Here is a 20,812-nt window from a genome sequence, read left to right on the forward strand (position 1 = left end):
GTATTAGTCATTACTTGGCGAGTGGGGCTTCAGGCGGCTCTGTAGAGCGCGTTTCTACCGATGCGTTAGTCACCGCTGGAGATGGTAAGGCCGCAGTACAATGACCACACCGTGTGGCTTTGATCGGCACGACCATTAAACAATACGGGCAAGGCTGCTCAGTAGGACTTGCTGGCGCCACCGCTTCTTCCCGCTTTAACCGGTTGATGGTGCGCACCAACAGGAACACCACAAACGCGACAATCGTAAAGCTGACCACCGCATTGATAAAAAGGCCCACATTAAGCGTTACCGCTCCTGCGGCTTGGGCATCCCCTAGCGTTGCATAAGGCCCAGCCACCGCTCCTTGGCGCAACACCACAAACAAATTTGAAAAATCGACCCCGCCTACCAGCAGCCCGATTAGCGGGTTCATTACATCCGCCACTAGGCTTTTTACAATGAGCGTGAAGGCTCCACCGATAATGATACCCACCGCCATATCGACGACATTGCCTTTAACCGCGAACTCTCGAAATTCCTGGAAAAATTTTGCCATTTTCAAACGTCCTAACGTTTCGTTTTAGCCAACACCCAGAGCCACTTTATTCAATTAGGAGCATGGGCGACAGCGCGTTAGGCGACAAGTAAGTAAAACAAAAAGCCCAAGCGTCAGCCTGGGCAAGGGGAGGATAAATGGAGAAAGGTTAGTCACTATTCCAGTGGTTCATAGGGCAAGCCGACATAGTTTTCGGCGATGGTCGTCATCCCTGCTTTAGAGCTAGTCACGTAGTCCAACTCGGCCAGTTGCATGCGGCTGTTGAAATCCTCTTCGTCGGAAAAATTATGCAGCATAGAGGTCATCCACCAGGAGAACCGCTCGGCTTTCCAGATACGCTTCAGGCACGTTTGCGAGTAGCGCTCGATCAAATCTGTACGCCCCTCTTGGTAAACCTTCACCATTAGCCGATAGAGTGTATTCACATCGCTGGCAGCCAGGTTAAGCCCTTTGGCGCCGGTGGGCGGAACAATATGCGCCGCATCGCCGACCAGAAATAGCCGCCCGTATTGCATGGGTTCGACCACATAGCTACGCAGTGGCGCGATGCTTTTCTCGATGGATGGCCCGGTGACCAGCTTTGTGGCCACTTCGTCAGGCAAGCGGCGCTTGAGCTCTTCCCAAAAACGCTCGTCTGTCCAGTCTTCAACCTTCTCGTCTAGCGGTACTTGGAGGTAGTAACGGCTGCGAGTAGCAGAACGCATACTGCAGAGACTGAAGCCGCGCTCATGACGCGCGTAAATCAGCTCATCGGAGACCGGGGGCGTATCCGAGAGCATACCCAGCCAGCCAAACGGATAGACTTTTTCGAATTCCTTAATGCGATCTTGAGGTATCGACTGGCGCGATACCCCGTGGTAGCCGTCGCACCCGGCGATGTAATCGCAGTCGAGCCTAACCGTTTCACCCTTGTGCTCAAAGGTTAGATAGGGGTTGTCACTATCCAGGTCGTGGGGCTGAACGTTTTCCGCCTCATAGAGTGTTGTCGCGCCAGCGGCGGCGCGGGCTTCCATCAGATCCCGCGTCACTTCGGTTTGGCCGTAAACCATGACTTTACTGCCGCCGGTCAGTTCATCCAGTGCAACTCGCACACGGCGGTTGTCGAAAACAAGCTCAAAACCGTCATGGGGTAAGCCCTCTTCATCCATACGCTGGTCAACACCCGCTTCGCGCAGCAAGTCCACCATACCTTGCTCAAGCACACCGGCGCGGATACGGCTCAATACATAATCACCGCTGCGCCGCTCAACAATCACATTATCAATGCCTTGGCGATGGAGTAGCTGCCCCAGCAGTAGGCCAGAAGGGCCAGCGCCAATAATCGCGACCTGTGTTTTCATAGGGGATGCCTCATCATTGTCATTATCTAAAACTTATGACTTGTATTTTTCAATGAAACACGCCGCATAATAAGGCATGATCTAGGTCAGTTATTGGACATTTAGCGCTTTATCACTCTACCTTAGTCGTATAGGAGAATTAGGTGATGCCAGCCTCGTCGGCAACATCCGTTCCGGTATTTAAGCTCTATGGCGAGACGCAGCATTGGCCCACGCCAGACTTACTCCACTGCGAATCCATTCCTGAGCGCAGCCAGTTACATGATTGGCGTATACGTCCGCATCGCCATGCCGACTTGGTGCATATCCTGTTTATTGCTCAAGGTAGCGTTGAGTTAGAGCTGGAGGGAACAGGCCACCATCTGCAGAGCGCCAGCGTTATCGTGGTGCCTGCGATGACTATCCACGGCTTTATCTTTTCACCGGATGTACAGGGGCACATTATCACCCTGGCCAAACCGCTGGCCGACCATTTACATGGACTCATGGGTGAAAGCAGTACGCTAAAAAAAGCCGACTTCTACCCGCTGCTACAGGCCAACCGGACTGAGCGAATTGCCACCCTGGTGTCTCAGGTCGACCAGGAGTACCGCCAACCGGCCCCTGGACGGAACAGCCTACTCGAAGCACTTATTCAAGCCTTAGTGGTCGAGCTATCGCGCCTTTATGCTTATACCGGCAGCACGGCAAAGCGCTACGGCCCCCGCCAAAGCAACAAAGGGCGGCAGCATTTAGAGCACTATCAAGCGCTGATCGAAACGCACTATCGCGAGCAGCCAAGTATTGAGCAGTTAGCCGGGCAGATTGGGGTGAGTAGTGCGCACCTGAATATGCTCTGCCGCCAACTCGCCGGACATAGCGCCCTGCAGTTGCTACATGAACGCCTGCTGCTGGAAGCCAAGCGCCAGCTCACCTATACCAACATGACCATTGGCCAAGTCTCTGACAGCTTAGGCTTCTCTGAACCGGCTTACTTCACGCGCTTTTTTAAACGTAATACAACGTTTTCCCCTCGCGACTTTCGGGTTCGTCAGTCGCAAGAGCATTCATAACGTTTAGAGCAAGAAAAAAGTGGAGAGCACGGGAAAGAGTATGAGAAAGGTTAAACGTAGCAAGTCAGACACCACAAAAGGCGTTACCCCTTTAAAAATCTCCCCCAGCCCGACATGCGGTGCCATTGCTTTTATGACAAACACATTCATCCCCACTGGCGGGGTCATTAATCCCAGCTCAACGGTCAGTACGGTCAAAATACCGAACCATACCGGGTCGATACCCATCGCCTGAATAATCGGATAAACCACCGGTACGGTGATTACCAGCATGGCAATAGAGTCCATGAACATGCCCAGCACAAAGTAGAGTGCCAGAATGCACAACACCACAACAATCGGCGTGAGATCCATGCCATAGAGCAAGTCAGTAATAGAGAACGAAATGCGCGACACCGAGATGAAATAACCGAGCGTTTCAGCCCCCACCAACATAAAGAACACCACTGCGGAGAGTGCTAATGTCTCTTGTACGCTATGCCAAAGCTGCGCACCGCGCATCCCTTTTACTAGAGCGTAAAGCAGCGTAGCGAACGCCCCGACACTGGCCCCTTCCGTTGGTGTAAAGGCACCAAAATAGATACCTAAAATCATCACCAGGAAAACACCAAAGAAGGGCACTAAGCCGGTCAGTGAGAGCAGCTTCTCTTTCCATGCAGTGGGTTCACCCGCCACGGCTAGGGAGGGGCGCAGATACATCACTACCGTAATAGTTAGTGAATACATCACCAGCCCTAACAAGCCAGGAATCAATCCAGCCATGAACATATCGCCAACGGACTGTTCGGTAAGAATGGCGTAGATAAGCAACGCGATACTGGGCGGGATCATAATGCCCAGCGTGCCGCCAGCGGCCAGCGCGCCTGTCGCTAAGCCGCGGTTGTAGCCGTAGCGCTCCATCTCCGGCAATGCCACCCGGGTCATGGTGCTCGCAGTCGCTAACGAAGAGCCAGAGATAGCGGAGAAGATGCCACAGGATCCAACCGCCGCAATCGCCAGGCCGCCCTTCCAGCCACCGCAGATAATCCTTGTTGAATCAAACAGCTTACCGGCCATGCCCGAATGGGCCGCCAGTACGCCCATCAAGATAAACATAGGTACGGCGCTGAAGCTGTAGTTGGAGAGCACTTCTACCGGCACCGTTTTCAACTGCGCAACGGCCGCGTCCCAACTAATGATTTGCGCAAACCCCACCACTCCCACGATCAACATCGTGAGGGCAACTGGCACACGCAGAATCATCAATACCAATAAAAGCCCTAGCCCGATAGCGCCAATCGCTTCACTCCCCATGAGGCGCCTCCTCACCCGTGGCATAAATCATGCCCAGCAACGCATGAATAAAACTACGTAACCCAAGCAGTAAGCTAAGTACCGCTGCCAAGTGGAAAATGGGTCCCATTGGCAGTCGCAGGTCCTGGGTTATTTCCCCATGTCGACTAGCCGCAGTCGCTGAATCCAGCAAGCCCACAAAGAGAATCATCCCTAGCGCCATAAAACCGAGCAAGAAGAAGCCCTGCAGGCGATTTTTTACTGCTTGCGGCAAACGGTGAGAGAATGCTTCCACCACTACTTGGCTCTTTTCGACATTGGCAGCCATCGCTGCCAATAGCGCAAACAGCATTAAATAGCTGACCAACTCCACACTACCGGAAACGCGTAGCGCAATCGCACCTTCCGTTACACGCGATAGATAACGCGTACTGACATCGGCAATGGTCACCGCCAGCAACCCAATCAGAGCGATGCCAGCCACCAAGCGACAAATGAGGGCCAGCCAATGGCTAGCCCTGTAAAGAGTAGATTGCATAAAACAGTATCCCTATTGGGCGCTACAAGACTCGCTAGCTGCCAGCGCAGCCTGATAGACATCGCGCGCCTGATCTAAACCACGCTCTTCCAGCTGCGTAAGGTAGTTCTCGATCCCCGTCTGCAGCGGCTCTTGCCAGTCAGGATGGTCTAACGGGTTTTCGATTACACGAATGGTGTGGCCAGCGTCGGCGGCTTCTTGCTTACCTTCAACGTCTAGGCGGTCAAAGACGGCACCGGCATTCTCTGCCCATTTCATGCCTGAGTTATTATCGATTATCGCCTGCTGCTCTTGGGTCAGGCCATCGTAGGTACGCTGGTTCATCGTCGCAACGAAAATCAGCGTGTAGAACGGCACTTCGGTGTGGTAGTTGACGAGTTCGTTAATGCGAAAGCCTTTTAGGCCTTCCCAAGGGAAACTCAGGCCTTCAATAACACCGCGCTGCATGGAAGTATAGATATCCGGTGCTGGCATACCTACCGGGATCGCGCCCATGTTTTCCAGCATTTCACCTGCCACAGCAGTGGGGCGACGAATACGCATCCCCTCCAGATCAGCGGGCGTTTGCACGTCAGTATCGATGGTGTGAATTCCACCGGGGCCGGTGGTAAACATAAATAGCGGGCGGGTGTCTTCGTATTCGCTGTCTAAATGGCCATCGTCGTAGAGCGTCTGTAGTACGCAAGCACCTTGCGTTGCCGTGCTCGCTACCCCAGGCAGTTCAACGATTTGGGAGAGAGGGAATCGTCCGGCAGTATAGCCCTGGGCAGTGGCACCAATATCGGCAATACCGTTGGCAGCGGCTTCATAAATTGAGTCCGGTTTGGCGAGGGTACCGGCGGGAAACATTTGAACCGTCAGATCGCCATTCGACTCTTCAGCAATCGTGTCCGCCCACGCTTGTAGGACATCTTCGTTAACACCTGAAGGGCCAGGCCAAAAGTGAGCCATACGCAGCGTGGTTTCAGCCTGCGCCGAGCTAACAGTAAGGCCAGCAATCGCTGCCGCCAACACACACCGAGATAGGGAAATTTTCATAGAAGCCTCCAGGATTTTTTTGGATTATTGTGTGTTCGTATAGCGAATACTAGTTCGCTCTAAGGAGCCACATTAATCCACTATACGGCATAGGGCTAATCGACATTCGTCTATGTTTAAGCGCCGCCGCACGCCTTTATGTCGATACTGCCACAGATCACAAGTGTTGCGGTCTACATACCTATCTCAAAAGGTAATATGGCAACGAATAATTGGACTTTTACAATATCACGTCACGACCATGGTCGAATCCAAATAAAAAAAGCGCTACCCAATAAATGAGTAACGCTTTAACTTTATTAATCACCCATGCCGATGGCAGGGCTAAAAATCAAAAAACACCGTCTCGCCTTCGCCCTGCAGGCGGATATTAAAGCGATAACGCACCTTGCCATCCCCTTCTTCACGCTTGGCAATCAGGGTTTGGCGGCGTGCCGGTGATTCGATGCGCGTGAGCACCGGGCACTGGGCGTTCGCTTCCGCTTCATCATCGAAGTAGAGCCGCGTTTGCAGGTGGATATTCACCCCGCGGGCAAACAGCGTAAGGTTGATATGCGGGGCCATTGGTTGGCCGCTGGGGTGCTTTACCGCGCCGGGCTTGATAGTGGTTAATGACCACTCGCTACCGTGATCAAACGTCGTCGCGGTACGTCCGAAGCTATTGAACGGCTTGCTGAGATCGTAATCGGCTTGGTAATCGCCGTAAACATCGGCTTGCCATGCCTCAATAAAGGCATCGCGCACCAGGTCGCCGTTGCCGTCGATGACCGTTCCGACCACTTCGATGTGCTCACCCTCGGCCTCAGGCTTGGCCATCTCGTTCCAGATTTCTTCATCGCGCACCGGGTTGCCTGCCGCAGCAAGCGCCAGACCAATATGCACGTAGGGGCCAGCGGTTTGCGAGGCGGTTTCACGCAGCATTAGCGCGCTGGTCGGCTGCGTGTTGGGCTGAATAGCGGGTTGCTTCATGATGTTCCCCCTGGCCTTACTGGTTTTCGAAGTAGGTTTGCAGTTCGCCGCGCACTACGATGTCAAAGCGATAGGCTAAGCAGTCCATCGGTTTGCTATGGGCCATATCCAGCCGGCCGATCATTGTTTCCACTGCGTCAGGATCTCTGAGCGTATGGACAATAGGGCACAGGGGAATCAGCGGATCGCCTTCAAAATACATCTGAGTAATCAAACGGGTAGAAATGGAAGGCCCGGTTACCGACACATGAATATGGGCCGGTCGCCAGCTGTTCACATCATTGGGCCAGGGGTAGGGGCCAGGCTTGATGGTGCGAAAACGGTACATACCCTGCTCATCGGTCAAGCAGCGACCTACACCGCCGAAGTTAGGATCTAACGGTGCCAGATACTTATCGTTTTTGTGGCGGTAGCGACCGCCTGCATTAGCCTGCCACATTTCCACTAGCGTATGAGGTATCGGCTTACCAAACTGATCAACCACTCGGCCAAACATGATAATCCGCTCCCCCTGAGGGAGTCCGTTCTGCGCAGGATCCTGGCGGAAGTTCAGCAGTAGATCGTTATCGTGGGGCCCCATACGCAGGTGACTGAAATCGGGGCCGGTCAGTTCGGAGGCGGTCGGTTGCTGCATACTCACCAGCGCCTGCTGCGGCGAGCGCGGTACCGAGGTTTTATAACCCGGCGCGTAGGCAGGTGGATGCCAGTTCCGGTCACGGGTCACAAAGCGGTTATTATCATTTGACATACAGGTATCTCAAGGATTGAAACAGACGGTATTAGTGTCATGGTTAACACACCACCTGCCAATTAATAACTTATCCAACCCTCATAACCTATAGGTTATGTCTTTTAACGACGTCGGCAGCCACTTCCCGCAACGCTTCGCAGAACGTTTCAATGGCCAGGGTAGGACGCAGTGAACGGTTGATACATGCCCCGACGGAACCGCCATGGAGCTCTAAGGGCAGAGCAAGTTCGCAAAGTTCTCTGCGCTCCAGGGCTGAGCGCGCCGCCTCTTCCGGCGCTACCCAAATAGCATCGCCGGTAAGCGCATAACGCTGTCCAAGCGCTAACGACAGTGTCTCAATGCGTTGGGCAGGCAGCGTAAGCCCATGACGTACAAAAAAGCTATCGACTTGTTGGCGGAGCGTGGTTTGCGGCGGTGGCACAATCCAGGGGTAGGCGCAGAGGTTATCGGCACCTGACGCCTGTTCGAGCAGTAACGGGTGCCCTGCGCGAACCACTAGCTGGAGACGTTCGTAATAGAGGTGTTCAAAGCTTAGGTCATGAATTTCGCGCGCTTCTGTCATTCGGCCTACCACCACATCCAGCTCCCCGCGCCGCAAACGCGAAAGCAGAAAGGCGCTGGTACCGGTAACTACCTGTGCCCCTCGTTCGATGGTGGTATTTCTCTGCCAGCGCCGCAGAGCTTCAGGTAAAAGACGACTTTCCACCGTAGATAGAGTGCCTACGCGCAACCAGTGAGAGCCTGTTTGAACGGCCTGAATAGCGTCGACGCCCTCCTCCAGCGCGCGCACTGCCGGGCCTGCATGTCGCAGCAGTGTCAGCCCAGCCTGGGTAAGGGAAACACCACGGGGAGTACGCTCAAATAGCTGGACAGCGAGGGTATCCTCCAGCTCACGAATGGTTTTGGATATGCCCGGCTGAGTAATTGCGAGGCGTTCAGCGGCGCGGGCAAAACTTCGCTGCCGCGCCACTTCGAGAAACGCCTGCAAGTGACGTAGCTTTATACGCGTGTTTAGCATAACACCCTCACAATAACCCTTTGGTTATGAGGATACCCTGTCAACACGTGTACAGCGAGTGGCGCTTTACTCGCCCCAACCCAGCTCTTTGGCAAGAGCAAAGGCGTGATTCGCCGCTGGTACACCGCTGTAAATGGCTACGTGCATCAGCACTTGGCGCAGCTCGGCTTCACTGAGGCCAATACGCTTGGCGGTTTTTAGATGCAGCGTTAGTTCTTCACGGCCAAGTGCTGCAAGGATGCCGGTGGTGATCATGCTGCGCTCGCGACGGGTTAAGTCGTCGTTACTCCACAGCTCGCCCCAGGCCAGGCGGGTAATCATCTGCTGGAAGGGGGCATCCAGGCTGTTGGCGTTGGCGGTCGAGCGCTCAACATGTGCTTCTCCCAACACCTGCTTGCGGGTCTCCAGGCCGGTGTCGTAAGGCACACCATGGCTCGCTACGTCGCCTAAATCGACGGCGAGCACCGCAAGTATTTTTTGTGCGAATAGCGCTGGGACTTCTACCGAGGGCACATGGCCCACACCGTCAAAAACCTCGAGCGGCACGCCATCGAGCTCCACTGCCAGCGCTTCCAGCGTCGCAGGCGGTGTGGCCATATCTTCACTACCGCCAAACAGCTGTATCCTGACCTTATTAGGGACGTGCTTGCCGGAGAGCTTTCCAGTGAACGTGTCGCGGCCGAGCATTTCACACAGCTGGGCGTAAGACTCATCGTCGCCACGGCCCATTTGTACGCACCATCCCGCTTTCAGCGCCGGGCTTGCTTCAAACGCCGCTGGGGCAAACCAGCGCGGCACAATTTCTTCAGACAGCGCCGCCAACCCTTCCTGGCGCACGCGGCCTGCGCGAGTGTTCCAGAGATCCGGATTGCCTATCACTGCGCCGGTATTAGTCAGCGTAGCAGAGAGCAGACGATCACCATGCTCGGCAATCAGCTGCTGTCCCACCACACCACCAATAGAGGTACCGGCAAAGTGAAAACGCTCAGCACTCGCCAGTTCTGCCAATGCCAAGGCTTCGGCGGCCAGATCAGCGGGGGTGATTTGTGCTCCGCTGACCGCTTGACTGGCGCCGTGGCCGGGTAGATCCCAGGTCAATACCCGGTAACGGGGCAACAACGCGGGAATGATGTCGTCCCACACCGCTTGGCTCATGCCCAGCGGATGTGCCAGCACGACCAGTGGATTCACTTCCAAGCCGAGCAGCCGATAGGCCACGCTGCGGCCGTTGATGCTATGAAATGCCATGACGGCCTCCGTTAAACGCGTTCGATCAGTGTGGCGATACCTTGTCCGACGCCGATACACATGGTGCACAGTGCATAGCGGCCCTGCTTGATCTCAAGCTCATGCATGGCGCTGGTAATGATGCGTGCACCCGACATGCCCAACGGATGGCCGAGTGCGATAGCACCGCCATTGGGATTGACCCGTGGGTCGTTGTCGTCGATACCCAGCTCGCGCAGGCAAGCCAGCGCCTGGGCGGCGAAGGCTTCATTGAGCTCGATATGGTCGAGCTGATCGAGACTCATGCCTAAACGCTTCAAGAGTTTCTGGGTGGCCGGTACCGGGCCGATACCCATAATGCGTGGCTCCACCCCGGCGGTGGCCATGCCGTGAATGCGCGCCATGGGTGTCAGGTTATAACGTTTCACCGCCGCTCCGCTGGCGACAATTACCGCAGCTGCACCATCGTTGACGCCGGAGGCGTTACCGGCGGTGACCGACCCCATCACACTGGAGCCGGCGGCTCGAAACGGGGTCGGCAGACTGGCAAGTTTTTCTAGCGTGGTTTCGCGAGGATGTTCATCAGTGTCGAAGATTAGCGGCTCTTGCTTGCGCCGTGGGATCTCGATCGGGACGATTTCGCGCGCCAGACGGCCGTTGTCCTGGGCACGCTTGGTCTTGAGCTGCGAATCAAAAGCGAACCGGTCCTGGTCCTCGCGAGATACCTTGAACTGCTCAGCGACGTTCTCGGCTGTCTCCGGCATCGAATCAACCCCGTACTGCTTTTTGAGCAGCGGGTTGATAAAGCGCCAGCCGATAGTGGTGTCTTCCATGGTCTGGGTGCGCGAAAAGGCAGTGTCGGCCTTGCCTAGCACATAGGGCGCGCGTGACATTGATTCGACGCCGCCGGCTATCATCAGCTCGGCCTCGCCAGCACGCACAGCGCGTGCTGCGGTACCAATGGCGTCCATGCTTGAACCGCACAGCCGGTTGATGGTGGTACCAGGCACACTTGTCGGCAGACCCGCAAGCAGTGACGCCATACGTGCCACGTTGCGGTTGTCCTCGCCAGCCTGATTGGCGCAACCCATGATGACATCGTCGATGCCCGCCGGATCGAGACCGGGGGCGCGTGCCAGCAGCGCTTCGAAAATACGCGCGGCGAGATCGTCAGGGCGCATGCTCGACAGCGACCCGCCAAATTTGCCGACGGCCGAACGTACTGGATGGCATAGATAAACATCGTTCATTGCATGACTCCTTATTCGCCGGCGTGGGCACGTTCCGTACGTGCTTTGAGCTCACGCAAGATGGTCAGCTCTTTCTCGCTGGGCTCAGGGGTACTTTCAAGCTGCTCAGCAAAGCGCACTTCCCAACCGGTCGCTTCAATCACATCTTCGCGACTAACGCCGGGATGCAGCGATACCACCACCAGCTCTTTACTTTCGGAGTCGGGCTTCATCACACAGAGGTCGGTAATCACCCGGGTTGGGCCTTTGCCGATATTGGGCACGTTGTCACGCCCTTTACCATCACGACCAAAGCCAAGCGTGGTGACGAAGTCGACATCTTTCACAAAGGCGCGCTTCGAGTGCTTCAGGGTGATAAAGACTTCACCGGCGTTGGTGGCAATTTCCGGCGCGCCGCCGCCGCCCGGTAGGCGCACTTTAGGCGCTTTGTAATCGCCGATCAGCGTGGTGTTTAGGTTAGCAAAGCGGTCGATTTGCGCCGTGCCTAAAAACCCCACATCCACTTTACCGCCCTGTAGCCAGTAGCGGAACATTTCCGGTACCGCCACCGTAGTCAGTGCCGATTCGCACAGTTCACCATCGCCAATAGATAATGGCAGAATATCGGGTTTGGTCTGCAGCGTGCCGGATTCATAAATCAGCACCACCTCAGGGGCGTGAGTAAGACGCGCCAGGTTGGCGGCCTCGGAAGGCAGTCCGATGCCCACAAAGCAGGTCATGCCATTTTCCAGCGCCCGCGCGGCGGTCACCGACATCATTTCAGAAGAGGTATATTCCAGACTCATCAGGCTTGGCCTCCCACGTTATCGCCGGCATTAAAGACATTGTCGTCGAGCCACTGGGTGAAGGTATCGCGATCTCGCGCGATGGCGTCCCACTCTTTGTAGAAGCGGTTGCTGCGGCCGTAGTAGCCGTGGGTGTAGGAAGGCAGTGCGCCTTTCTCGGCGACCGAAATAGCGCTGATAGCCCAGCTGGGAATGACACAGGCATTCGGGTGCGCCTTCAGGTCATCGACGATCTCTTCTACCGTCACGATGCTGTGCTTGGCCGCGAGCACGGCCTCTTTCTGTACGCCAACAATGCCCTCGACCAAGACATTGCCCTGGCGATCCGCTCGCTGAGCGTGGATAATCGACACATCCGGGCGCACCGACGGCACGGCAGCTAACCGCTCACCGGTAAACGGGCATTCGATGAACTTGATCTGGTCGTTCACGCTGGGCAGTTCACTGCCGATATAACCCCGGAAAACAGCCAACGGTAAACCCGCCGCGCCCGCCTCAAATGCACAGGCCATTGCCGCATGGCTATGTTCCAGAATCTCGACCTTGTGCGGCCAGCCTTTCTCAACCGCATCGCGCAAGCGGTGAAGCGAGCCCACGCCGGGGTTGCCGCCCCACGAAAAAATCACTTTCTTGGCGCAGCCCGCGCCAATCAGCTGATCGTAGATGATATCGGGGGTCATTCGAATCAGGGTGAGGTCGCGCTTTTTCTGACGGATCACTTCGTGACCCGCCGCAAACGGAATCAGGTGGGTAAAGCCTTCCATGGCAACGGTGGCGCCGTCTTGAACGTAGCGCGCGACCGCGTCATGCAAGCTGAGAAACTCGGCCATGATGGGTGCCTCTTAGCTGATCGTTACTAACTCATTGGTATTTGTTCGTTAAACGAACATAGATTCTCTATACGAACAAGTTACTGCTGAACGCTAATCCGGTCAAACCCTCACGCGCTAATTTAGCGCCTAGCCAGCCGTTCCCCGTTATCTGTGCATAAAACAAAAACCATGTTTTTCAGCTTCTTAGTTATTTTCTAGCCACTTTTTAGTGCGGACAACCTGGGCTGAGCTGCTACCAAGGTATAACGCAGGGTCGCAGGCTTTGCGCAGTGCATCGGCATCAACGATGCCTTTTATTTCGGGGTGGTCAGCGAGCACGTCAGAATAGGGTCTTGCTTCGTGGCGAGCCGTTTCAGCGGTCGCCGCGCTCACGGCTTTCGCTTTATCCGCACCTAATTGAGGGGTCAGTAGACGCGCCACCGGCTCGGCCATAATCCCGCCACCTGTGGCCGCCAGGTTTCGCCACATGTTGTCGGGGTAGACCTCGAGTCCTTCCAGCAGCACCGCCACCTGCTCTAGTGCACCCTCGACCAGCAGAGCGCTCTCCATCAACGGCGCCCACTCCGCGTGCCACTCGCCCAGCCCACGTTCAAGAGGCTGGGCGGCTGCGTTGACCAACACGCTGGTGTGGCCATGCACTTGCCGCGCCGCCCCTTTGATCAGTGCGCTGCGCACTGGGTTACGCTTATGAGGCATGGATGAAGACTCCCCCATCCCCGGAGCGGAAGGCTCCGCCACTTCGCCGACTTCGGTTTGCGTCAGTAGCGATACATCCAGCGCGATTTTTTCAGCCGCGCCCGCCACTGCATCTAACGCGGTACCAAGTGCATGGATCGGATAGCGGTCGGTATGCCAAGGCAATACCGGAGCGGCCAAACCTAACCGCTCAGCCAATGCATCCATCCACTCAAGCCCCAGGGCATCCCAGCCTGAGTGCACGCCCACCGCACCGCCGAACTGAACGGGGAGCTCAATGTGGTTTAAACGCTGGCGGCTCTGCTCAAGACCGATCGCCCAGTGGGCCACCTTGACACCAAAGGTGATCGGCAGCGCCTGCTGCATTAGCGTACGCCCGACCATGGGCGTGTCGATGTGAGTTTCCATTAACGCCGTCGCCGCCGAGCGACAGCGCAGCAGCAATGCATCCAGCGCGGCCAAACGTGATTTAAGTAATAGCATTAGCGCTGAGTCGACCACATCCTGGCTCGTCGCGCCCTGGTGCCAATAGCGCTTGAGCTCATCGGCCAGCAGCCCCCGGCCCTGCTTGACGAAAGGGATGGCCGCATTACCGCCACTGGCGATGCCCTCGGCAATATCGTCTACGTTAAACGTCGCGCTTCCCAGTTGGTGGTGCATTTGCTGGCTAACGCCAACGGGGATAGCACCGCTGGCTTCTTGAACCTCGGCCAGCGCTAGCTCAAAGGCCAGCATGGCGTTCACCATCGCGTCATCATCGCAAGCAGCGATCGCACGCTGACTCATAAAAGGATGTTTTAAAAATCCAGCAGGCATGAGTGCCAAGCCTCCTATTAACGTTGCTCAAACCAGCAAAGTAGCTGAAAAAGGCACGATTCAGGAAATAATTGTACGGTTGTTCGCCATTCGAACTAACGCTAACCAAGCTTTTACTTACGACTGGGGCAGCGTGGCATCCGTGACCACATAGCGCAGCACCATCTCGGTAACATGATCCTCTAACTTACTCTGATTCTCAGGAGCGGCTTGATTCCAATCAAAAATTCGCGAAAACGTGTGTTGGTTGGAGACGTTGAAAAAAGACAGCGCACTAATCAGCCAATGCAGTTCTCTTGGGTCTAAACCCTCACGAAAGCAGCCAGCCTCGACGCCTCGCGCATACACATTGGTAAGCACATCAATCACCCCAGCATTGAGCGATTGAATCAGCGCTGACTGCGCGATAAACCGCCCATGATGAATATTTTCGATCATGACCAGGCGGATAAAATCGGGATTCTTGGCGTGATGACAGAAGGTAAAACGCACTAGCCGGCTAAGTGCTTCAAGCGGGGCCAGGTGGTCCAGGTCCAGCTCGGCCTCTTGAAGGCGCACTTTCTGGTAGGCAGCCTCCAAAGTGTGTAGGTAGAGCGTCTCTTTATCATTGAAATAGTAATAAATCATCCGCTTGGAGGCGCAGGTTTTCTCGGCGATCTCATCAATCCTTGCCCCAGAGAGGCCCTTTTCTGAGAACTCACGAGTAGCCACGGCGAGAATATCGGCGCGCACGGATTCGGGGTTGTTTTTGCGCCGCCGCCGGGCTTCCGGCGGGCTGGCCTTGTTCGAAGGGGCTGTCATAGAGCGTGCCTTTTATTGTCGTGGTCATCTTTTGTCTAGTATGCCACAGCTTGACTGAACGTACCATTTCGTACATTGTTGCCTGGGAAAGGGTTAAAAGGCTACGCACGCCACTGCTAGAGGTCTTTTCAACCCCCTGACAACGGCCCAATAAGAGGACAATAACAATGTCTTTACGCCCACTGTTTGCATCAAAAACTACCTCCGTAAAACGCACCTTGACGGCGGCTATCGCTGCCGCCGCGCTAGTGTCCGCAGCAACTGCTTCCGCACAAACGCTACGCTTTGCCCATGTGGACCCAGATGACTGGACCACGTCGAAAAAAGGCGCGGCGGCCCAGGTATTCAAAAACCTTGTCGAGGCTGAAACTGACCTCACCGTGGAACTCTACCCTGCCGGCTCCCTCGGCGGTGAAACCGAGCTAATCGAAGGCGCCCAGGATGGCACTATTAGCATTGCCATGGTTTCCGGCGCCTATGCCAATTTCTGCCCAGCGGTGGCGGTGACGGATATTCCTTACACTTTCCCGTCGGCGCCAGTGGCATGGCAAGTATTGGATGGCGAATTTGGCGCCGCACTTGCGGAGCACTGCTTACAGCAAACCGGCCTGCGTACCTTAGCCTACGGCGAGACTGGCTTTCGCCACTTCACCAACTCCGTACGCCCCATCAACTCACCCGAAGATATGGAAGGCCTGAAATTCCGTGTACAAACCATTCCGCTCTACCTGGAAATGGTCAGCGCGTTGGGTGGCGAGCCCCAGGGCATCGCTTGGGGTGAAGTACCTACAGCGCTTGCCACTGGCGTCGTTGATGGCCAAGAGAACCCTATCTCGGTGATCTACGGCAATAACTTCTACGAGTTCCAGGACTACCTCACGCTTGATCGCCACGTTTATGGCGTGGATCACATTCTGGTCAACGATGAGATATTCCAGTCTATCTCCGAGGAAGAGCAAGCCGCCGTAAAACGTGCCGCTGTGGTCGCTGGCACCACCGGGCGTGCCATCCAGCAGTTCAACTCGGCGCAGGGGATCACCAAGCTGCAAGAAGAAGGTATGGAAGTGACCCAGCCTACCGCTGAACAGATGGACGCTTTCCGCGAAGCGGCGCAACCGCCAGTACAGGCGTTCCTACGCGACGAACTTGGCGATGACGCCGAGTGGATTGATCGACTCTCATCGGCGGTCGAAGAGGCCTCCGCGAACTTTTAATCCCGCCTGTTCATAACGCTTACGAGTGGGCCTTCAATGGTCCACTCGCAACCCTGCGTGCCTGACTATTGATTGAAGGTGCTCTTATGTCTGCTCTTCTCACCCGGTTACATCGTGGTCTGATCCTGTTCAATGGCAGCTTGGCAGGGCTTGCCATGATGCTGATATTTCTGCTGGTTGCGGGCAATGCCTTTGCCCGCTACACCTATGGCGGTTCTATTAGCTGGGGAGAAGACACCGCCATCTACCTGATGATTTACGGCCTGATGTTCGGTATGTCCTGGGCATACTTACAAGACAAGCACATCGGCTTTGACCTTATTCGACGCTTGCTGCCGCCTCGCTGGGTGCGCTGGCAAGCCGTGCTCGTCGACCTGGTCGTCTTCGTAGTAGGGATTGGTTTAATGGTATCGGCGGTTGAGTTTATTGCCGCGCGTGGCGGGCGCACCTCGTCAAGTACCGGGATGCCGATGTGGCTGTTTCAGGCTTCTATGTTGATGGGCGGCGGCTTGCTCAGTCTCTCTGCCCTGGTGATGGGCGCGCTACGTTGGAATGAGCAGCTTGGTGAGGAGGCTTCGCCATGATTTTCATACTGCTTTTAGCGCTCGTATTACTCGGAGTGCCGTTTGCCTTTGCCATCCTCGGTTCGCTGACGGTGCTCATGAGCACCGGCGATTTGCCCTATCACATTCGCATTGTGTCGCAGCAGTTTTTCGGCGGCATGGAGTCTTTTCCGCTGCTGGCGATTCCGCTGTTTATTCTGGCTGGCGAGCTGATGAACGAAGCGGGTATCACCCACCGTATTATTAATCTGGCCAGCGCCATTGTCGGCCGTCTTAAAGCTGGCTTGGCACACGTCAATATCTGGGCGTCGGTCATTTTTGCCGGGCTTTCAGGATCGGCGATAGCGGATACCTCGGCGCTAGGGCGGGTATTTATCCCCGCTATGGAAAAAGAGGGTTATCCGCGTGATTTTGCCGCTGCGCTGACGGCCGCATCCTCGGTAATTGGACCCATTATTCCCCCCAGCATTCCGGTGATTATCTATGCGCTCACGGTGTCTGGCGTGTCGGTACCCGGGCTCTTTTTGGCCGGTATTGTGCCGGGCTTTCTGCTGGCGCTAGGGCTTTCGACTTACGTCTACTTTTTTGCTGGCGACATGGTCACCACACAGACCAAGCAGCAGTCACGCCGCCATGCGCTGCTGCACGGTTTGCTACCCGCACTGATGCCCGTTTTTGTCGTCGGGGCAATTCTCGCCGGTATAGTGACACCCACCGAGGCGGCGGCTTTTGCCGTGGTCTATGCGCTGATTCTGGGCGTCGTGCTCTACCGCAACATCAAGCTGGTGAACCTGCCCGGTATCTTCGCTCGTGCCATGCGCGATAGTGCGGTGATCATGGTCATCATGGGGGCCGTTGCCGCCGCCAACTGGGTGCTAACGTTCGAACGTGTGCCCAATATGCTGACTGACTGGGCACTGATGAGTATCGATACCCAGTGGACCTTCCTGATTGCCGTCATTCTTCTATTACTGGTGGTAGGCCTGTTTTTGGAGGGCATCGCGGCCATTTTGGTACTCGTACCCATTCTTCACCCCATTGCCATGGCGCTGGGTATCGACCCACTGCACTTCGGCATCGTGGTGATTTTCAACCTGATGATGGGGCTGATCACGCCACCCATGGGGCTGTGCCTATTTGTTGCGGAGTCCGTCTCGGGGGTGGGAATGGGGCCGATTATTCGCCGCATTCTACCCATGCTGGGCGTCCAGTTCTTGATCCTACTGCTGATCACCTTTGTGCCTGAGCTGGTCACCTTCCTGCCACGCCTGGCGGGCTACTGATTCAACGCACTATAAGGAGCATGACGCCATGTACTCATCTATTGCCACGGTTTGCCTAAGCGGCTCGCTGGAAGAGAAGGTAGACGCCATTGCCCAGGCTGGCTTTGAGGGGCTTGAGCTGTTTGAAAACGACTTAACCGCCTTCACCGGTACGCCGCGGGAGGCGGGTGAGTTGATTCGCTCCCGCGGCCTTAAGCTGGTTACGCTCCAGCCGTTTCGCGATTTTGAAGGTCTGCAGGGGGGCGCGCGGGAGCGAGCGTTTGACCGCGCCGAGCACAAGTTTGATCTGATGGAGGAGCTCGGCACGGACCTCTTAATGGCGTGCAGCACCGTCCACCCTGATTCACTCCCGGGGTTAAGCCGCGCCGCCGATGACTATTATGAGCTCGGCGAGCGTGCCGCACGGCGCCATTTGCGAGTCGCCTATGAAGCGCTGGCGTGGGGACGGCATATTCATGACTACCGCGATAGTTGGGAGGTAGTGCGCCGTGCCGCGCATCCTAATGTCGGCCTAGTGCTGGATACCTTCCACATTTTCTCGCGCCAGACGGAGCTGGGCACCATCGGGCGAATTCCGGGGGATCGCATCTTCCTGGTACAGACTGCCGATGCGCCGCGTCTTTCCATGGATCATCTATCGTGGAGCCGCCACTACCGCTGCTTCCCTGGCCAGGGTGAGCTACAGATGGACAGCTTTATGGCCATGCTGGAAGAGACCCGCTACGACGGCCCGCTCTCCCACGAAATTTTTAACGATGTCTTTCGCATGGGCCACAGTGACCAGACCGCCCGTGACGGGCTGCGCTCGTACCACTTGCTGCGCAGTATGCAGAGTGACAGCGGCACTCCCGCGCCGCAGCCGATCGAGTCGGTCGCCTTTCTAGAGATTGCCGTTGAACCTACGGATTTAGAATCGCTGCGGGCGCTACTCAGCGCACTGGGCATGGCCTGCGTTGGGCGCCACCATACGCTGAATGCCGAGCGCTGGGCCGCCGGTGACGTTAATCTGGTGCTCAACACCGAATCGAGCTTTACCGGCCGTGTGCCGGGGCGCGATGCCACTGCGGTCACCGCCATCGGCCTGCGCGTAGGCAACGCATATGAAGCATTCAAGCGCGCCGATAAGCTCGGATACGATATCGTCGAACCCGAAGAGGTCGGTGCTAGCCACCGCATGAGCGCGCTACGCAATGTGGATGGCAGCCTCTCCTATATCATTGATGATTCGCAACTCAGCCGCACTTGGGACCGCGAGTTTCCTGTCGATGTTAAGCCCGTTCCGCAGGGGGCACTGGTGGATATCGACCATATTAGCGTGGCGCTCTCCTACCACGACTACCTCTCGCTGATGCTGCAGTACCGTGCCATTTTCCAGTTGGCGCCCACGCCCTCTTTCGATGTCACCGACCCCCGCGGCTTGATCCAGAGCCAAGTGCTACAGAATCATAACGGCCGTTTTCGCTTAGCGCTTAACGCCAGCGCCTCTCCGGATACTGCCAGTAATCGCTTTGTGCGCCAGTACGGCGGCTCCGGGATTCATCATGTCGCCCTGCGCACCAGCGCTATGCGCGATACCAGCGCAGCGCTGCAACAGGCGGGCATACCGCTGCTGCCGATTCCCGGCAACTATTACCGCGACCTGGCCGCACGCTTTGACCTTCCGGCACAAACGCATGCGTGGATGCAGGATCACCACATTCTCTTTGATCAAGATAGTGGCGGTGACTTCCATCAGCTGTATACGCAGCCCGGCAGCAAGGCGTTTTTCTTTGAACTGGTGCAGCGTGATGGCTACCAAGGGCTCGGTGCACCAAACGCCTTTGTACGCGTCACCGCGCAGCAGCGCCTGGAAGCTACCATTGACGGCATTACGCAAGACGCACCCAACCATGACGCAGGGGAGAAACAAGCATGATCAAGCTGGGGCTGGTAGGCGAGGGCATCGCCAAATCGCAATCTCCCGACCTGCATGAGCGCTTGGGTGCATCGGTGGGCGTACCGGTACGCTACGATTTAGTCGATAGCCTGGGGGTCGCGGATTTTGATTTTCCCAACGCCATTCAAAGTCTGCGTGAGGAAGGCTACCGCGGTACCAATATCACCTTCCCTTTTAAAGAGAAGGCCGCGCAGTTGGCTGATATCCGCGGGGAAGGCGTGAAGCGCGTTGGCACCGCCAATACACTACTGTTCGATGCGGAAGGTTTACGCGCTGAAAATACGGATTACACCGGTTTTATCAGCGCCTACCGCCACTCGTTTAGCGACCAGCCAGCGGGTGATGTTTTATTGATCGGTGCCGGAGGCGTTGGACGTGCGGTGGCGTGCGCGCTGGGAGAGCTCGCTGTCAGCTGTATCCATATTCTTGAGCATGATGAGCATCGCGCGCAAAACCTTAGCAATGACCTCAACAGCATGGGCATCACCGCAACATGCATCACCCCAGAGCAGGCGCAGCGCGAACTACCCCAGTGGCACGGTGTGGTCAATTGCTCGCCGATCGGCCACATTAATCACCCAGGTTGCCCGATCGATACTGCCGGGCTAGGTGCCCAGCACTGGGTGTTTGATGCTGTCTACATTCCCGCCCACACCGAACTTTTGAAGGCCGCCCAGCAAGCCGGTGCTAAAACGCTATCGGGCGTTGATCTGTTCGTGTTTCAAGGTGTGGATGCGTTTCGCTTTTTCACCCATGATGGCATCGCGTCTGAGCAAATCGACCCTCATGTGATACCGCTGCGTACTCACTATATTGAACAGCTTGTCTCGCCAAGCGCGCAAAGTAAGCCATGATGCCTTTGTAAAATAGCGTACAATAATTCGCCATTCGA

At 56.1% G+C, this 20,812-nt stretch carries 20 protein-coding genes; 6 read left to right on the forward strand and 14 right to left on the reverse strand.

The window, feature by feature from the left end; genetic code table 11:
• Positions 1 to 10: 10 nt before the first annotated feature.
• Positions 11 to 538 carry a large-conductance mechanosensitive channel protein MscL gene (gene mscL, locus ACUVOF_RS19345; RefSeq protein ID WP_447045891.1) on the reverse strand — a complete coding sequence of 176 codons (528 nt, stop codon included), beginning with the start codon at positions 536 to 538 and terminating at the stop codon, positions 11 to 13.
• Positions 539 to 693: 155 nt separating this feature from the next.
• The gene (gene pobA, locus ACUVOF_RS19350) at positions 694 to 1,878 is read right to left on the reverse strand and encodes a 4-hydroxybenzoate 3-monooxygenase (RefSeq protein ID WP_447045892.1); all 1,185 of its coding nucleotides are present in this window, start codon (positions 1,876 to 1,878) and stop codon (positions 694 to 696) included.
• Between the two features lie 146 nt (positions 1,879 to 2,024).
• Between pobA and ACUVOF_RS19355 the strand changes: the two genes are divergently transcribed.
• On the forward strand, positions 2,025 to 2,930 hold the full coding sequence (locus ACUVOF_RS19355; protein WP_447045893.1) for a helix-turn-helix domain-containing protein: 906 nt from the start codon (positions 2,025 to 2,027) through the stop codon (positions 2,928 to 2,930).
• Positions 2,931 to 2,933: 3 nt separating this feature from the next.
• On the opposite strand, the gene ACUVOF_RS19360 is transcribed toward ACUVOF_RS19355, so the two are convergent.
• From ACUVOF_RS19360 to ACUVOF_RS19415, 12 genes are all read right to left on the reverse strand, one after another.
• Complete coding sequence (locus ACUVOF_RS19360; RefSeq protein ID WP_447045894.1) at positions 2,934 to 4,223, reverse strand: TRAP transporter large permease; 1,290 nt, start codon at positions 4,221 to 4,223, stop codon at positions 2,934 to 2,936.
• On the reverse strand, positions 4,213 to 4,740 hold the full coding sequence (locus ACUVOF_RS19365) for a TRAP transporter small permease (protein WP_447045895.1): 528 nt from the start codon (positions 4,738 to 4,740) through the stop codon (positions 4,213 to 4,215). Before ACUVOF_RS19365 ends, ACUVOF_RS19360 begins: the two co-directional genes overlap by 11 nt.
• Positions 4,741 to 4,752: 12 nt before the next feature.
• Positions 4,753 to 5,778 carry a TRAP transporter substrate-binding protein gene (locus ACUVOF_RS19370; RefSeq protein WP_447045896.1) on the reverse strand — a complete coding sequence of 342 codons (1,026 nt, stop codon included), beginning with the start codon at positions 5,776 to 5,778 and terminating at the stop codon, positions 4,753 to 4,755.
• A gap of 324 nt (positions 5,779 to 6,102) precedes the next feature.
• Positions 6,103 to 6,747: a protocatechuate 3,4-dioxygenase subunit alpha gene (gene pcaG, locus ACUVOF_RS19375; RefSeq protein WP_447045897.1), complete on the reverse strand. Its 645-nt coding sequence runs from the start codon at positions 6,745 to 6,747 to the stop codon at positions 6,103 to 6,105.
• Between the two features lie 16 nt (positions 6,748 to 6,763).
• Complete coding sequence (pcaH, locus tag ACUVOF_RS19380) at positions 6,764 to 7,495, reverse strand: protocatechuate 3,4-dioxygenase subunit beta (protein WP_447045898.1); 732 nt, start codon at positions 7,493 to 7,495, stop codon at positions 6,764 to 6,766.
• A gap of 88 nt (positions 7,496 to 7,583) precedes the next feature.
• A complete protein-coding gene (pcaQ, locus tag ACUVOF_RS19385) occupies positions 7,584 to 8,516 on the reverse strand; it encodes a pca operon transcription factor PcaQ (RefSeq protein WP_447045899.1) in 933 nt (310 codons plus the stop codon).
• Positions 8,517 to 8,582: 66 nt separating this feature from the next.
• Positions 8,583 to 9,764: an alpha/beta fold hydrolase gene (locus ACUVOF_RS19390; protein WP_447045900.1), complete on the reverse strand. Its 1,182-nt coding sequence runs from the start codon at positions 9,762 to 9,764 to the stop codon at positions 8,583 to 8,585.
• An 11-nt stretch (positions 9,765 to 9,775) separates the two neighbouring features.
• Positions 9,776 to 10,993, reverse strand: a complete 1,218-nt coding sequence (gene pcaF, locus ACUVOF_RS19395; protein ID WP_447045901.1) for a 3-oxoadipyl-CoA thiolase — start codon at positions 10,991 to 10,993, stop codon at positions 9,776 to 9,778.
• A gap of 11 nt (positions 10,994 to 11,004) precedes the next feature.
• A complete protein-coding gene (locus ACUVOF_RS19400) occupies positions 11,005 to 11,778 on the reverse strand; it encodes a CoA-transferase subunit beta (RefSeq protein WP_447045902.1) in 774 nt (257 codons plus the stop codon).
• On the reverse strand, positions 11,778 to 12,608 hold the full coding sequence (locus tag ACUVOF_RS19405; protein ID WP_447045903.1) for a CoA transferase subunit A: 831 nt from the start codon (positions 12,606 to 12,608) through the stop codon (positions 11,778 to 11,780). Before ACUVOF_RS19405 ends, ACUVOF_RS19400 begins: the two co-directional genes overlap by 1 nt.
• Positions 12,609 to 12,794: 186 nt before the next feature.
• The gene (locus ACUVOF_RS19410) at positions 12,795 to 14,123 is read right to left on the reverse strand and encodes a class-II fumarase/aspartase family protein (protein WP_447045904.1); all 1,329 of its coding nucleotides are present in this window, start codon (positions 14,121 to 14,123) and stop codon (positions 12,795 to 12,797) included.
• 117 nt (positions 14,124 to 14,240) lie between these two features.
• A complete protein-coding gene (locus ACUVOF_RS19415; RefSeq protein ID WP_447045905.1) occupies positions 14,241 to 14,924 on the reverse strand; it encodes a TetR/AcrR family transcriptional regulator in 684 nt (227 codons plus the stop codon).
• A gap of 167 nt (positions 14,925 to 15,091) precedes the next feature.
• On the opposite strand from ACUVOF_RS19415, the gene ACUVOF_RS19420 reads away from it, so the two are divergent.
• From ACUVOF_RS19420 to ACUVOF_RS19440, 5 genes are all read left to right on the forward strand, one after another.
• Positions 15,092 to 16,138, forward strand: a complete 1,047-nt coding sequence (locus ACUVOF_RS19420; RefSeq protein ID WP_447045906.1) for a DctP family TRAP transporter solute-binding subunit — start codon at positions 15,092 to 15,094, stop codon at positions 16,136 to 16,138.
• An 86-nt stretch (positions 16,139 to 16,224) separates the two neighbouring features.
• Entirely contained in the window at positions 16,225 to 16,722 is a 498-nt protein-coding gene (locus ACUVOF_RS19425; protein WP_447045907.1) for a TRAP transporter small permease, read from the forward strand.
• Positions 16,719 to 17,984: a TRAP transporter large permease gene (locus ACUVOF_RS19430; protein WP_447045908.1), complete on the forward strand. Its 1,266-nt coding sequence runs from the start codon at positions 16,719 to 16,721 to the stop codon at positions 17,982 to 17,984. The genes ACUVOF_RS19425 and ACUVOF_RS19430 overlap by 4 nt, the downstream gene beginning before the upstream one ends.
• A 28-nt stretch (positions 17,985 to 18,012) precedes the next feature.
• A complete protein-coding gene (locus tag ACUVOF_RS19435; RefSeq protein WP_447045909.1) occupies positions 18,013 to 19,899 on the forward strand; it encodes a bifunctional sugar phosphate isomerase/epimerase/4-hydroxyphenylpyruvate dioxygenase family protein in 1,887 nt (628 codons plus the stop codon).
• Positions 19,896 to 20,774, forward strand: a complete 879-nt coding sequence (locus tag ACUVOF_RS19440; protein ID WP_447045910.1) for a shikimate dehydrogenase family protein — start codon at positions 19,896 to 19,898, stop codon at positions 20,772 to 20,774. Before ACUVOF_RS19435 ends, ACUVOF_RS19440 begins: the two co-directional genes overlap by 4 nt.
• The last annotated feature ends 38 nt before the right edge of the window (positions 20,775 to 20,812 follow it).

It is taken from the genome of Vreelandella sp. H-I2 (assembly GCF_052959335.1).